Raw genomic sequence first — 13,827 nt, forward strand, 5'->3', positions numbered from 1 at the left:
AAGGCCGCCTGACGCTGCGAGCGCACCTTTCCGGATCCGGCAAGAGTCCTTCACAAAACTGACACGACGTGCCGAGCGCGCCCGACGCCGGCCGTTTTTGCGCGATCGCGCGCAGGCGGCATCGGTTCGATGCGGGCCGGCCGTCGTGCCGTTGCAACATGCGCGGGGCGGGGCGCGGCGGTTGATCGGCACGGCCGACGCGCGGAGAATGAGTCGCTCGCGCCCACGACCGGAGACACACGATGTCCCAGCCCGACCGCCATCCGCCGATCAGCGTCGCCGTGTACTACCGCGATCCGAATGCCGCACTCGAATGGCTCGAGCGCGCATTCGGATTCGCGCGCGGGATCGTCGTCCGTACCGCCGACGGCCAGGTCACGCATGCGGAGCTCACGCATCGCGGCGGCGTCGTGATGATCGGCGGCCATTGGGCCGATTTCGTCGCGAGCCCGCAGGAGATCGGCGGCAGGAACACGCAAAGCGTGCACGTGCAGCTTGCCGACGGCCTCGACGCGCATTGCGAACACGCGCGGCAGGCCGGCGCGGAAATCCTGCAGGAACCGACCGACCAGTTCTATGGCGACCGCACATATCGCGCACGCGATCCGGAGCAGCACGTGTGGACGTTCGGCCAGCACGTGCGGGACGTGACGCCCGAGCAAGCGGCTGCCGAAACCGGCCTGACGTTCGAAGGCTGGTCCTGAAGCGCGACGCGTGCGTGCATCGACGCTTGCCATTCATCCTCGTCGATCGGATCACGCGGCCAACCGCTGTCCGTCGTTAAGTATTCTAAAAACGCATGAGTCGATTCGAAAAATACGTTTGTCTCATGAGAGGCTCAGGCCTACGATGCGGTCCTGACGACGGCGCGCGAGTTGCGCGCCGTCTTTTCGATCCCCGTTCACCGACCCCATGCGCCTCGATCTCCCGTCCGCTCCCGCATCCTCTCCGCCGCCTGCCAGCCCGTTCGCGCGCGTGGCCGTCGTCACGATCCTGACCGGTGTCGGCGCGGGGCTCGGCGGCATGCTGCTCGCGCTGCTGCTGCATGCGATCCAGCACGTCGCGTACGGCTACAGCGTCGCGCACGTGATCGGCACCGAGAGCTTCCTGACCGGCGTGACCGGCGCCGATCCGCTGCGCCGGCTCGCGGTGCTGATCGTCTGCGGGATCGTTGCCGGCGGCGGCTGGTGGGCGCTTTACCGGTACGGCCGGCCGCTGGTCAGCATTCGCCGCGCGGTGCGTGCGGCCGATCCGCGGATGCCGTTCGTCAGCACGACGATTCACGCGCTGCTGCAGATCGTGACCGTCGCGCTCGGCTCGCCGCTCGGCCGCGAAGTCGCGCCGCGCGAGATTGGCTCGCTGCTCGCCGGGCGGCTTGCGCATCGCGCGGGGCTCACGCCCGACGACTGCCGGCTGATGGTCGCGTGCGGTGCCGGTGCGGGCCTTGCGGCCGTCTACAACGTGCCGCTCGGCGGTGCGATCTTCGTGCTCGAAGTGCTGCTCGGCACGTTCGAACTGCGTGCGCTGATCGTCGCGGTCGTGACGTCGGCGATCGCGGCGGCCGTCGCGTGGATCGGCCTCGGTAACGAACACCAGTACACGGTGCCGGCCTTCGCGCTGAGCACGCCGCTGGTCGCATGGTCGATCGTCTGCGGGCCGCTGTTCGGCTTCGCCGCGTACGGCTTCGTGCGGCTCACGACCCGCGCGCGGGCGAACGCGCCGAAGGACTGGCGGCTGCCGGTGTTCGCGTTCGTCAACTTCGCGGTGATCGGCGTGCTCGCGATGTGGTTGCCGCAACTGCTCGGCAACGGCAAGGGCCCGGCGTCGCTGGGCTTCGACGGCACGCTGACGATCGGTCTCGCGGCGGCGCTGCTCGTGCTGAAGGTGCTGATCGAGGCCGGCAGCCTGCGGGCCGGCGCGGAGGGCGGGCTGCTGACGCCGGGCCTCGCGAACGGCGCGCTGTTCGGCGTCGTGCTCGGCGGGCTGTGGAGCCTCGTGTGGCCGGGCGCATCGATCGGCGGATGCGCGCTCGTCGGCGCGACTGCGTTTCTCGCCGCGTCGATGCAGATGCCGATCACGGCCGTCGTGCTGCTGCTCGAATTCACGCGCGCGGATCACGACAGCCTCGTGCCGATGCTGCTTGCCGTGGCAGGGTCGCTCGTCGCGTACCGGTTCGCGCAGCGGCTGGCCGAGGGGCGGGCGAGTGCGGTTGCGGCAGTGAGCATGTCTACGACGGCAGCCCGCTAACGCGCGGTCATCCGTCATCTTCGCAGGCGGCGCCGATCGCGTCGCCTGTCGCCGTTGTCGTCCCCGTTTTCCCGGTCGCGCCACCACACGATCGCCGCCGCGCACTCCAAAGCGCGTTCTCCGGTTCTGTGCAAGAATCCGCGCGTTTCCGCGTACCCACCAACAACGACACACGCGGACGTCCCTATCAGGAAACGAGGAGCACAACTTGATTCAGCGCATTTCCCGCTTCTTCACGCAGGTGGTTCACCGCGTGTTGCCCGACCCGTTGATTTTCGCGATCCTGCTGACGATCGTCACGTTCGCGCTCGCGTTCGGCCTCACGCCGAATACACCAGCGCAGCTCACGACGATGTGGGGTTCGGGTTTCTGGAACCTGCTCGCGTTCTCGATGCAGATGGTGATGATCCTCGTCACGGGTCATGCACTCGCGAGCTCGCCGCCCGTCAAGCGCATGCTCGTCGCGCTCGCGAGCACCGCACGCACGCCGGGCCAGGGCGTGATGCTCGTCGCGTTCGTCGGCGCGCTCGCCTGTGCGATCAACTGGGGCTTCGGCCTCGTGCTCGGTGCGATGCTCGCGCGCGAAGTCGCGCGCCGCGTGGCCGGCAGCGATTACCGGTTGCTCGTCGCATCCGCCTACATGGGCTTCCTGAGCTGGCACGGCGGGCTGTCGGGTTCGGTCCCGCTCGTCGCGGCCACGAAGGGCAATCCGATGGAAAAGACCATCGGGCTGATTCCCGTGTCGCACACGATCTTCACCGGCTACAACGCGTTCATCACGATCGGGCTGATCGTGATGCTGCCGTTTCTCGCGCGCATGATGATGCCGAAGCCCGGCGACGTCGTCAGTGTCGACCCGGCGCTGCTCGCCGAGCCGCCGAGCGTCGAGCGCCAGCTCGGGCCCGACGCGACGTTTGCGGAACGGCTGGAGGAGAGCCGCGTGTTGTCGGTCTTCGTCGCGGCGCTGTGCGCGGCGTTTCTCGTGCTGCGTTTCGTGCAGAAGGGTTTCGCGCTCGACATCGACACCGTGAACCTCGCGTTCCTCGCGGCCGGCATCCTGCTGCACCGTACGCCGATGGCCTATGCGCGCGCGGTGGCCGGCGCGGCACGCGGCGCATCCGGGATCATGATCCAGTTCCCGTTCTACGCAGGCATCCAGGCGCTGATGGATCACTCGGGGCTCGCGGGCGTGATCACGAAGTGGTTCGTCGATATCGCGAACGTGCATACGTTCCCGTTGCTCGCGTTCCTGAGCTCGGCCGTGATCAATTTCGCGGTGCCGTCGGGCGGCGGCCACTGGGTCGTGCAGGGCCCGTTCGTGATGCCGGCCGCGCAGGCGCTCGGCGCCGATCTCGGCAAGGCCGCGATGGCGATCGCGTACGGCGAGGCATGGACCAACATGGCGCAGCCGTTCTGGGCGCTGCCCGCGCTGGCGATCGCCGGGCTCGGCGTGCGCGACATCATGGGGTATTGCGTGACGACGCTGCTGTTCTCGGGCGTCGTGTTCGTCGCGGGGATGTATCTGTTCTGACGAAGCAAGGCGCGATGCGGGCGGGGTTGAACGCCTGCATCGCGCCGGCCTTCAACCGTGCGACCGCGCTGCGGAACGCTCATGTCCGTGACGCAACGCGAGGCTCGCGAACGCCGCGACGATGAGCGCAGCCGCAAGCAGCGTCAGCCCGTTCTTCGCATTGCCGGTTGCCTGTTCGATCGCGCCGACGACAGTCGGTCCGACGAAGCCGCCGAGCAACCCGCACGTATTCACGAGCCCGAGCCCGCCGGCCAGCGCGCTGCCGGCGAGCCGCGACGCGGGAAACGTGAACACGATCGACTGCACGACGAAGAACATCGACGCGGCCACGCACACGCAGGCGAGCCCCGCAACGGGCGACGTATGTGCGGCGCCGACCATCCCGGCCGCCATCACGACCAGCCCCGCGCACAGTATCCGGCGTGCATGACGCGACTCGCGCGCAAAGCGCGGCAGCGTCGCCGCCCCGAACGCGGCGGCAAGCCAGGGCAGCGCGGTCAGCAACCCGACCGCGAATGGCGAGAAGCGCCCCGATGCGCCGATGATGCCCGGCAGGAAGAAGATCACCGTGTAGATCGTCAACTGGTGGCAGAAGTACACGAAGATCGCGAGCCAGATCTGCGGATCGCGCAGCGCGGCGCCGAACGCATGATCGCCGTGCGTGGCGACGCCCGCATCCTGTTCGACGGCCAGCGTGCGCTCGAGCGCGCGGCCGGTTTCCGGCGAGAGCCACGGTGCGGTGCTTGGGCGATCCGGCAAGCGCGTCCACACGACGAACGCAAGCAGGATCGCCGGAATGCCTTCGACGACGAACAGCCATTGCCAGCCGTGGAAGCCGAGCGTGCCGTCGAGTTCGATCAGCGCGCCGGCCAGCGGCCCGCCGACGATGTTTGCGATACACACGCCGAGCAGGAAAAAGCCGGTTGCGCGCGCACGCTCCTCGCGGCCGAACCAGTACGTCAGGTACAACATAACGCCGGGGAACAGGCCCGCTTCGGCGGCGCCGAGCAGCAGGCGCATCACGTAGAACGACGTTTCGCCGCTGACGAACGCCATCGCGACCGACAATGTGCCCCACGTGATCATGATCCGCGTGATCCAGAAGCGCGCGCCGACACGATGCATGATCAGGTTGCTCGGGATCTCGAAGAGCGCATAGGTCAGGAAGAACAGGCCCGCGCCGAGCCCGTACGCGGCGGAGGAAATGCCGAGATCGACCCCCATCGAGTGTTTGGCGAACGCGATGTTGGTGCGGTCGAGGAAGCTGATCACGTACGCGGCGATCAGCAGCGGCATGAGTTTGCGGAACAGCAGCCGGTTCAGCGACGCGCTCGCGTCGCCGGCGGCGGAAGGCAGGGCCTGAGCGTGTTGAGTGGACATGCGGACGACTCCGGTAAAGGCGAACCGGCGCGCACGGCAAGCACGGCGCGTCGCGTTCGGCAGATGCCGCTGCGACATGCGCAGCGGATGGGCAGACGACGGAGCCGCGCCGGCGGCGCTCGAACGGAGCGGGGCGATGATAGGCGTCCTGGCGCCGGCCGGCTCGGGCCGGCGCCTTGTCACTGCGCTTGCGGGTCCTGGTGTTGGGGCGCTACCCGGCGATCAGAAATTCACCGCGTCGCCGCCCTTGAGTGCGAGCATCGCGCGCGCCTCGGCCGGCGTCGCGATCTCCAGCGACAGGCCTTCGAGCACCTGCCGCATCTTCAGTACCTGCGCGGCGCTCGATTCCGCGAGCTTGCCCGGCGCGATCCACAGCGAATCCTCGAGCCCGACGCGCACGTTCGCGCCTTGCGCGGCGCCGATCGTCGCGAGCGGAATCTGGTTGCGGCCGGCGCCGAGGATCGACCACACATAGTCGCCGCCGAACAGGCGATCGGCCGTGCGGCGCATGTGCATCAGGTCCTCCGGGTGCGCACCGATCCCGCCGAGCAGGCCGAACACGCTCTGCACGAAGAACGGCGGCTTCGCGAGCCCGCGGTCGACGAAATGCGCGAGGTTGTACAGGTGCGAGATGTCGTAGCACTCGAATTCGAAACGCGTGCCGTTCGCGCCGCAGCGCGTGAGGATCGTCTCGATGTCGGCGAACGTGTTCTTGAACACGAGGTCGCGGCTCTTCTCGAGATGCTCGCGTTCCCACGGATGCTTCAGCTCGCGAAAGCGCTCGAGCATCGGGTACAGCCCGAAGTTCATCGAGCCCATGTTCAGCGATGCGACCTCGGGCTTGAAATGCAGCGCGGGCTGCAGGCGTTCGTCGACCGTCATGTGCGGGCTGCCGCCCGAGGTGAGGTTGATGACCGCGTCGGTCTGCGCCTTGATGCGCGGCAGGAATTCCGCGAACACGGCCGGATCCTGCGTCGGCTTGCCGTCCGACGGGTTGCGCGCGTGCAGGTGCAGGATTGCCGCGCCGGCCTGCGCGGCCGCGACGGCGGCCGTCTCGATCTCGTGCGGCGTCACGGGCAGGTAGGGCGACATCGACGGCGTATGGATCGCGCCGGTCGGCGCACAGGTGATGATGACTTTGCGAGCGTTTGCCACGGATGGATTCCTTTCGGTGAGCGATGCAGGAGGCGTCAGAGCACTTCGACGTTGCCGCAGACGGAAATCGCCTGCCCGGTGATCCCGTGCCCGCCCGGCGAGCACAGGAACAGCGCGGTCGCGGCGATCTCGGCCGGATCGGTCATGCGCCGCAGCGAGATCTTCTCGAGATAGCGTTGTTCCATTTCGTCGTAGCCGATGCCGAGCTGCTGCGCGCGCGCCTCGATCACGCGGCGCATCCGTGGGCCACGCACGATGCCGGGCTGGATCGCGTTCACACGGATGCCGAGCGGCCCGAGTTCGATCGCAAGACTCTTCACGAGGCCGACCACGGCCCACTTGGTCGCCGCATAGGGCGTACGGAACGCGTAACCGAGCCGGCCCGCGACCGACGAAAGCGCGATGATCGCGCCGCCGTGCTTCGATTCACGCAGCAGCGGCACGGCGTGGCGCGCGAACTGGAATTGCGCGTTCAGGTTGATCGCGACGGTTTGCTCCCACTGCACCGGGTCAATCTCGTCGATGCCGCCGGTCGGGCCCGCGATGCCCGCGTTGTTGACCAGTACGTCGAGGCCGCCGAGCGTGGCTGACACATCGACGAACACGCGTTCGACGGCGGCCGGATCGGATACGTCCGCCAGCGTCGCGCCGATCGCACTGGCCCCGGCGCGCGGTGGTCGGTCGGCGAGCGCCGCGATCGCGGCTTGTGACGCGTCGCAAACATGCACGCGCGCGCCGCACTCCGCGAACGCGCCGGCGATCTCGAGACCGATGCCCGAGGCACCGCCCGTCACGAGAACGCGCAGGCCGTCATAGGGTTTCAGCAGGTCGGAAGCTGTCATGCCGGGTTGTCTCCATCGTTGATGTTGTCGGATGCGGCGCGCGGATGCGGCCGCGCGCGATCGGGCGATCGCGGCAAGCGGTCGCTACGGCTTCGCGTTCACGGTCCGCGGTGTCTGTTCGGCCCGCAGCGTCTCGGCGAGATCGTGCGCGGCACCGCCGATGTCGAGTGCGATGCCGGCCCGCACGCCCGCGCCGTCGCGCCGTTCGAGCGCATCGACGATCGCGCGGTGCGCGTCCATCGAGCGCCGCATGTGCGGGATGTCGAGCGCGACCATGTTGAGGAACGGCCCGACGCGCATCCACAGGTTCTCGACGATCGCGAGCGTGTTTTCGCTCGCGCCATGCGCGTAGATCGCGCTGTGGAAGGCGAAATTGCTCTGCAGGTAAGCGCGCGAACGGCCGGCCTCGACATGTGTCTGCATCGTCTCGCAGGTCTTGCGCACGGCGGCGATCTGCGCGTCGGTCATCCGCGTGCATGCACGCTCGGCGATGCAGCCTTCGAGCGCGATCCGCACGTCGCGCAGTTCGTCGAGCATGTCGAGCGTCATCGGTGGCACGACGAGCGCGCGGTTCGGGCCGTCGACCAGCGCGCGTTCGGCGCGCAGCCGCGTGAGAGCGGCGCGGACGGGCATCGTCGACGAGCCGACGGCTTCCGCGACGCTGCGCAGGCTCAGTGCCTGGCCGGGCGCGAAACGGCCGCTCATCAGCGCTTCGCGCAATTGCTGGTAGACCTTGTCGGCCATCGTTTCCTGCTCGATGGCTTTCAGTGCAGGCGGGACGATACGAGGCGCCACGGCGGGGTTCTCCTGGGTTTGATCTGCGATCTGTGATCACACTTGACAGGTGCGAAGTGTTGCCGATCGGCAGAACGGAGTCAAGGCGAACGGGATCGGGGAAAACGAGGACGAAGTGTCACGCGAGAGGATTGACGTGCCGTGCTGGCGTCGCCGCAATTCCTACAAAATCATTTCCATTCGTGCATCATGACGCACGGGTTCGAGGGCCTCGAAGGGATTCGGAAGACACGCGTAGTTGCGATTTTCCGATGTGTTTCCAACGATCGAATTCATTTCAACAACAAGGAGCCAAAGTGAAACGACCTTCATTTAACGTCGCATGGGCGGCGTCCCAACGCATCTACGATCCCGCCAATTCTGGCGAGCGCGTCGCGAAAGTGATCGGCGGGAACGTCGCGAAGAACGTCAACAACCCGAGCCCGACAGAGCGGTGGAGCAACACCTGCGCGGTGAGAATGAGCTATATCCTCGGCGAGGCGGGCATGGTGATGCCGAAAGTCCCCGGGCAGACGGTATCGGGCGGTGACAATCGACAATACTTCTTCCGGGTCAGGGACCTTATCCGCTTTCTCGAACAGCGCTGGGGGAAGGCAGAGGTCGTCAAATACCCGCCGTCGAACGGTGGTCCATTGGCAGGCCGGCAGGGCATCGTGCTGTTCGAGGTCTCCGGGTGGAATGACGCCCAGGGCCACGCCACGCTGTTCAACGGCAATACGTGCTACGACCACTGCTATTTCAACGAACCGGGCGCACTGTATCGCACGGATCGTGCGAACTTCTGGAGTCTGTCATGAGGGGAGCCTGGCTCGCGGCCGTACTGGCATGCATCGCGCTGCATGCTGCGGTGGCGTCGGCGAAGGATGCAACGCGAGTGTCACCGGAGGCCGGTTCGCGGACGTACATCCAGAATTTCAAGGACATGGTGCTCGCGGAGTGCCTGGCAACCGCGTACAAGCAGGAGCCCGGCGCGAGCAAGGATATCGGCAGCAGCGTCAGTGCGTTGCGCGACTGGACCTACTACGACATGGAGCGTGCGCCGGATGTCATTCACGCGCTGGTGGCGAAGTATCTGGCGCGTGATTACCGGAATCCGGTTGTCGAATCGGAGGTCGCAGACGTGAAGTTCGACTTCCTGAAGTGCGTTGACCTGTATCACGGCAAGGAACTGGACACCGCGGCAAAGAAACTCGTATTGCGCCCGAACAGTACCTACCGGACGGAGAATCCGCGGAAGCCGCAGTATTGATCAAGCGCCGCTGCGCAATGCAGCGGCGCTGCCGTTCCCCGATCGCAGGCGCTATTCGAGCGTCCGGATCGAATTGCTGATGCCGCGCGCGCAGTCGATCACGGCCGGCGCGAGCTTGCGGCGCGCGTCGTCGAACGTCCAGCGGCTCGTCGGCGCGACCACATGCACGGCCGCGACGGGCTGCCCCTGGCTGCCGAGCACGGGCGCCGCAATCGACATGTCGCCGATGAACAGTTCTTCCTGGTTGGTGGCATAGCCTTCGTGCCGCGCGCTGTCGAGCAGCGCGACGAGCGCGTCGAGCGCCGTGACCGTGCGCGGCGTGTGCGGCGTGCGCGCCATGCCGTCGAGCCGCGCACGTGCATCGTCGGGCGGCAGCGCGCTGAGAAACGCGCGGCCGCTGCCGGTGCAGAACATCGGGATGCGGCTGCCGATCGGCATGTGGATCGGCACGAACTTCGTCGACACGAAACGCGCGACGTACACCATCTCGTCGTCGTCCGGCTCGGTGAGGTTGGTGGTTTCGCCGGTCAGGTTCGTGAGCTCGGACAGGAACGGATTCGCGACGTCGATCAGCGTATCGGCCGCGAGGTAGTTGAAGCCGATCCGCATCACGTGCGGCGTGAGCTGGTAACGCCGCGTGACCGGATGCTTGCGGATATAGCCGAGCTTCTCGAGCGTATAGACCATCCGCTGCGCCGAGCTCTTCGTCATCCCCGCCGCGTCGGCCACCTCCGCAAGCGTCATCGTGCGCCGCTTCGCGCTGAACGCGCGCAGCACGTTCAGCCCTTTCTCCAGCGACTGGTTGAACAGCAGGTCGTTTGACTGATCGGGCGATGTTTCCATGAGCGAGGGGCGTGATCGATTCTATATCGCATCATAGCGTATCGAATATCGATACGCAAAAATCTATTTGCGATGTTTTTGATTCGTTTTAAGATCGGGTCATCGTCGCAATGTCGATCGGCGACTGGCCGGCGTACCGGATTATTCGAGAAGGAGACACCATGGTTTCGTTCATCAAGCGGTTCGGCGCACTGACCGCCGGTTTCGCCACCTGTATCGCCCTTTCCGTGGCATCGGCGGGCGCCGTCGCGGCCGAGCCGACGCTGAAGGTCGGCGCGACGGCCACCGGCGTGCCGTTCACGTTTCTCGACGTCAAGAGCAATTCGATCCAGGGGATGATGGTCGACGCGATCACCGCGGCCGGGAAATCGGCCGGTTTTCGCGTCGACGTGCAGCAGACCGTGTTCTCGGCGCTCATCCCGTCGCTCACCACGCAGAAGATCGACATCATCTCGGCCGCGATGCTGAAGACGCCGGCGCGCCAGCAGGTCGTCGATTTCTCCGACACGGTTTATTCGTTCGGCGAAGGCCTGATCGTGAAGGCAGACGACCCGGGCCGCTATACGTCGATGGACGATTTCAAGGGGCAGGTGGTCGGCGCGCAGGTCGGCACGGCATTCGTCGACGCGCTCAACAAGAAGGGCATCTTCAAGGAAGTCCGGACCTACGATTCGATCGCCGACATCATGCGCGACGTCGCGCTCGGACGCATCAAGGCCGGCTTCGCCGACCAGCCGATCGTCGCGTACCAGATCGATCACGGCGTCAACCGTCAGGTGCGGCTCGTGCCCGAATACCAGAGCGTCGTGAAGGGGCAGGTCTGCTTCATCGTGCGCAAGGGCGATACCGCGACGCTCGAGCAGCTCAACGGCGCGATCCGCAAGATGAAAAGCGACGGCACGCTGCAGCAGATCCTGCAGAAGTGGCACATGAGCTGAGCGCCGGCCTCCGCTTCCAGACCGGTATTGCCCGCGCCCAGCGGGCACCCAACGCGGCGTGCCTCCAGGCCATCGCATAGGAGACCTCATGTTTTTTCAGAACGCGATCGATTTCCTGCCGATCCTGTTGACGGGCGCGGTGGTCACGATCGAGATCACGGCATGCGCGTTCGTGCTCAGCTCGGTGCTCGGGCTGGTCCTCGCGCTGTTGAAGGTGTCGCCCAACCGTGCGGTGTCGACGGCCGGCAGCACGATCGTCAACGTGATCCGCGGGCTGCCGATCATCGTGCAGCTGTTCTACATGTACTTCGTGCTGCCCGATCTCGGCGTGCAACTGTCGGCGTTCCAGGCCGGCGTGCTCGGCCTCGGCATCGCGTACTCGGCCTACCAGGCGGAAAACTTCCGCGCCGGCATCGAGGCGATCGACCGCGGCCAGATCGAGGCCGCGCACGCGATCGGCATGCGCGGCCCGATGATCATGCGGCGCGTGGTGCTGCCGCAGGCGTTCCGCATCGCGCTGCCGCCGTACGGCAACACGCTCGTGATGCTGCTGAAGGATTCATCCGTCGCGTCGACGATCACGGTCGCGGAGATCACGCGCGCCGGCCAGTTGATCGCGTCGTCGACGTTCCAGAACATGAGCGTCTATACGCTCGTCGCGCTGCTGTATCTCGCGCTCGGCCTGCCGTTGATGTTCGGCGTGAACCGGCTCGGCAAGCGGCTCGCGCTGAGGAGAAGCGCATGATCCGGATCGATTCGATACACAAGCGCTTCCAGCAGCACGCCGTGCTGAAGGGCGTGAGTCTCGACGTGCAGCAGGGCGAAGTCGTGTGCCTGATCGGGCCGTCCGGCTCGGGCAAATCGACCGTGCTGCGCTGTATCAACGGCTTCGAGACCTACGACGAAGGCTCGATCACGATCGACGGCGTGAAGGTCGATGCGCATTCGAAGCGTATCCACGAGCTGCGGATGCGAGTCGGCATGGTGTTCCAGCGCTTCAACCTGTTCTCGCACCGCACGGCGCTCGAGAATGTGATGGAAGGCCCCGTGCACGTGCGGCGCGTGCCGGCCGCGCAAGCGCGCGAGCAGGCACGCGCGCTGCTCGACAAGGTCGGGCTCGCGCACCGGATGAATGCGTATCCATCCGAGCTGTCGGGCGGCCAGCAGCAGCGCGTCGCGATCGCACGCGCGCTCGCGATGGAGCCGCAGGCGATCCTGTTCGACGAGCCGACGTCGGCGCTCGACCCCGAACTCGTCGGCGAAGTGCTCGGCGTGATGCGCGGGCTCGCGCGCGACGGGATGACCATGGTGGTCGTCACGCACGAGATGGGGTTCGCGCGCGAGGTGGCGGATCGTGTGTGCTTCCTGCACGACGGCACCATCTGCGAAAGCGGACCCGCGCGCGACGTGCTCACGCAGCCGACGCATCCCCGCACACAGGACTTCCTGCGTCGTCTGCTGGCGTCTGACGGCGCCGCCAACCCGGATCGAACATGAGCGAAAGGAACGCGGTACCCGCATGGCCCGACTCCCGGTGGCCGGATTCGCTGTGGGCGGCGACGGCCGTGCCGGCGCCCGACACTCCCGCGCTCGATGCGTCCGCATCGTGCGACGTGGCGATCGTCGGCGCCGGCTTCACCGGGCTGTCGACTGCGCTCCACCTCGCCGAACGCGGTGTGAAGGTGCGCGTGATCGACGGCGCGCAGCCAGGCTGGGGTGCGTCGGGCCGTAACGGCGGGCAAGTGATCCCCGGGCTGAAATACGACCCCGACGAACTGATCCGCCGGTTCGGCGACGAGGCCGGCGAGCAGCTTGCCTGCGTGGCCGGCGGCGCGGCCGACACGGTGTTCGACCTGATCGCGCGGCACGCGATCGACTGCGATGCGCGTCGTGGCGGCTGGATCCAGCCGGCGCCGACCACCGCGATGCTCGAGACGGTCGCGCGTCGCGCGCAGCAGTGGGCCGCGCGCGGTGCACCGGTTGAAGTGCTCGGCCGCGACGACGTCGCGCGGCGGCTCGGCACGCACGCGTACGCGGGCGGCTGGATCGATCGCCGCGCAGGCAGCGTGCAGCCGCTCAGCTATACGCGCGGCCTCGTGCGTGCCGCGCAGGCGAGCGGGGCGGGCGTGCACGGGCTGACGCGCGCCGTCGGGCTGACGCGTGCCGACGGCCGCTGGCGGATCGCGACGGCCGGCGGTGCGACGCTGACGGCGGATCGCGTCGTGATCGCGACCAACGGTTACACGGACGGGCTGTGGCCGGGCTTGCGCCAGTCGGTGATCGCCGCGAACAGTTTCATCGTCGCGACGCAGCCGCTCGCGCCGGAGCTCGGCCGCGACATTCTCGCCGGCGGCGAGGTCGCGTCGGATGCGCGGCGCCTGCTGCTGTACTTTCGCCGCGACGCGGCCGGCCGCCTGCTGATGGGCGGCCGCGGCCCGTTCGCGGACCCGCGTGCGACAAGCGACTGGCGCCATCTCGAGCGCGCAACGACGCTGCTGTATCCGCAACTGACGGGCGTCCGGTTCGAATACCGCTGGGCGGGGCGCGTCGCGATCACCGCGGATTTCATGCCGCACGTGCACGAGCCCGCGCCGGGCGTGACGATCGCGCTCGGCTACAACGGCCGCGGCATCGCGATGGCGACGACACTCGGCAAGCATCTGGCCGCGCACCTGTCGGGCGATGCGCAACTGCCGCTGCCGTTCCGCGCCACGCCGATCCGGCCGATTCCGTTTCACGGGCTGCAGCGCTTCTATATCGCTGCCGGGGTGGCCTGGTATCGGCTGCTCGACAGCCTTTCCTGACGGGGCGTGGCCGCGAGTCGCCATTCTTCGTCCGATCGGGCAG

General features: G+C 67.2%; 14 protein-coding genes. 9 read left to right on the top strand and 5 right to left on the bottom strand.

What is annotated here, in order from left to right; genetic code table 11:
• The first annotated feature begins 242 nt into the window (after positions 1–242).
• From ACN22W_RS21700 to ACN22W_RS21710, 3 genes are all read left to right on the top strand, one after another.
• Positions 243–704, top strand: a complete 462-nt coding sequence (locus ACN22W_RS21700; RefSeq protein WP_419689356.1) for a VOC family protein — start codon at positions 243–245, stop codon at positions 702–704.
• Between the two features lie 208 nt (positions 705–912).
• Entirely contained in the window at positions 913–2,247 is a 1,335-nt protein-coding gene (locus ACN22W_RS21705) for a chloride channel protein (protein ID WP_419689357.1), read from the top strand.
• Between the two features lie 208 nt (positions 2,248–2,455).
• Positions 2,456–3,778, top strand: coding sequence for a TIGR00366 family protein (locus ACN22W_RS21710; protein WP_343493830.1), 1,323 nt, complete (start codon positions 2,456–2,458; stop codon positions 3,776–3,778).
• Positions 3,779–3,829: 51 nt separating this feature from the next.
• On the opposite strand, the gene ACN22W_RS21715 is transcribed toward ACN22W_RS21710, so the two are convergent.
• The 4 genes from ACN22W_RS21715 to ACN22W_RS21730 form a co-directional block, all read right to left on the bottom strand.
• Entirely contained in the window at positions 3,830–5,158 is a 1,329-nt protein-coding gene (locus ACN22W_RS21715; protein WP_419689358.1) for an MFS transporter, read from the bottom strand.
• Between the two features lie 222 nt (positions 5,159–5,380).
• Positions 5,381–6,313 carry a 3-keto-5-aminohexanoate cleavage protein gene (locus tag ACN22W_RS21720; protein ID WP_419689359.1) on the bottom strand — a complete coding sequence of 311 codons (933 nt, stop codon included), beginning with the start codon at positions 6,311–6,313 and terminating at the stop codon, positions 5,381–5,383.
• 35 nt (positions 6,314–6,348) lie between these two features.
• On the bottom strand, positions 6,349–7,155 hold the full coding sequence (locus ACN22W_RS21725) for an SDR family oxidoreductase (protein ID WP_419689360.1): 807 nt from the start codon (positions 7,153–7,155) through the stop codon (positions 6,349–6,351).
• Between the two features lie 84 nt (positions 7,156–7,239).
• Entirely contained in the window at positions 7,240–7,950 is a 711-nt protein-coding gene (locus ACN22W_RS21730) for a GntR family transcriptional regulator (protein ID WP_419689361.1), read from the bottom strand.
• A 296-nt stretch (positions 7,951–8,246) separates the two neighbouring features.
• Here ACN22W_RS21730 and ACN22W_RS21735 point away from each other — a divergent pair, with 296 nt between their 5' ends.
• Together ACN22W_RS21735 and ACN22W_RS21740 are read left to right on the top strand one after the other, a co-directional pair.
• Positions 8,247–8,747 carry a type VI secretion system amidase effector protein Tae4 gene (locus ACN22W_RS21735; RefSeq protein ID WP_129514835.1) on the top strand — a complete coding sequence of 167 codons (501 nt, stop codon included), beginning with the start codon at positions 8,247–8,249 and terminating at the stop codon, positions 8,745–8,747.
• On the top strand, positions 8,744–9,199 hold the full coding sequence (locus ACN22W_RS21740) for a type VI secretion system amidase immunity protein Tai4 (RefSeq protein ID WP_419689362.1): 456 nt from the start codon (positions 8,744–8,746) through the stop codon (positions 9,197–9,199). The genes ACN22W_RS21735 and ACN22W_RS21740 overlap by 4 nt, the downstream gene beginning before the upstream one ends.
• A 51-nt stretch (positions 9,200–9,250) precedes the next feature.
• On the opposite strand, the gene ACN22W_RS21745 is transcribed toward ACN22W_RS21740, so the two are convergent.
• The gene (locus ACN22W_RS21745; protein WP_412024598.1) at positions 9,251–10,042 is read right to left on the bottom strand and encodes an IclR family transcriptional regulator; all 792 of its coding nucleotides are present in this window, start codon (positions 10,040–10,042) and stop codon (positions 9,251–9,253) included.
• Between the two features lie 161 nt (positions 10,043–10,203).
• On the opposite strand from ACN22W_RS21745, the gene ACN22W_RS21750 reads away from it, so the two are divergent.
• The 4 genes from ACN22W_RS21750 (at position 10,204) to ACN22W_RS21765 (ending at position 13,784) form a co-directional block, all read left to right on the top strand.
• Positions 10,204–10,980, top strand: a complete 777-nt coding sequence (locus ACN22W_RS21750; protein ID WP_419689363.1) for an ABC transporter substrate-binding protein — start codon at positions 10,204–10,206, stop codon at positions 10,978–10,980.
• Positions 10,981–11,068: 88 nt separating this feature from the next.
• Positions 11,069–11,725, top strand: a complete 657-nt coding sequence (locus ACN22W_RS21755; protein WP_419689364.1) for an amino acid ABC transporter permease — start codon at positions 11,069–11,071, stop codon at positions 11,723–11,725.
• Complete coding sequence (locus ACN22W_RS21760) at positions 11,722–12,477, top strand: amino acid ABC transporter ATP-binding protein (protein ID WP_419689365.1); 756 nt, start codon at positions 11,722–11,724, stop codon at positions 12,475–12,477. Before ACN22W_RS21755 ends, ACN22W_RS21760 begins: the two co-directional genes overlap by 4 nt.
• Entirely contained in the window at positions 12,474–13,784 is a 1,311-nt protein-coding gene (locus ACN22W_RS21765) for an NAD(P)/FAD-dependent oxidoreductase (RefSeq protein ID WP_419689366.1), read from the top strand. Before ACN22W_RS21760 ends, ACN22W_RS21765 begins: the two co-directional genes overlap by 4 nt.
• Positions 13,785–13,827: the final 43 nt, after the last annotated feature.

Origin of the sequence: Burkholderia theae (assembly GCF_048565265.1) — a bacterium.
Classification (GTDB): Bacteria; Pseudomonadota; Gammaproteobacteria; order Burkholderiales; family Burkholderiaceae; genus Burkholderia; species Burkholderia theae.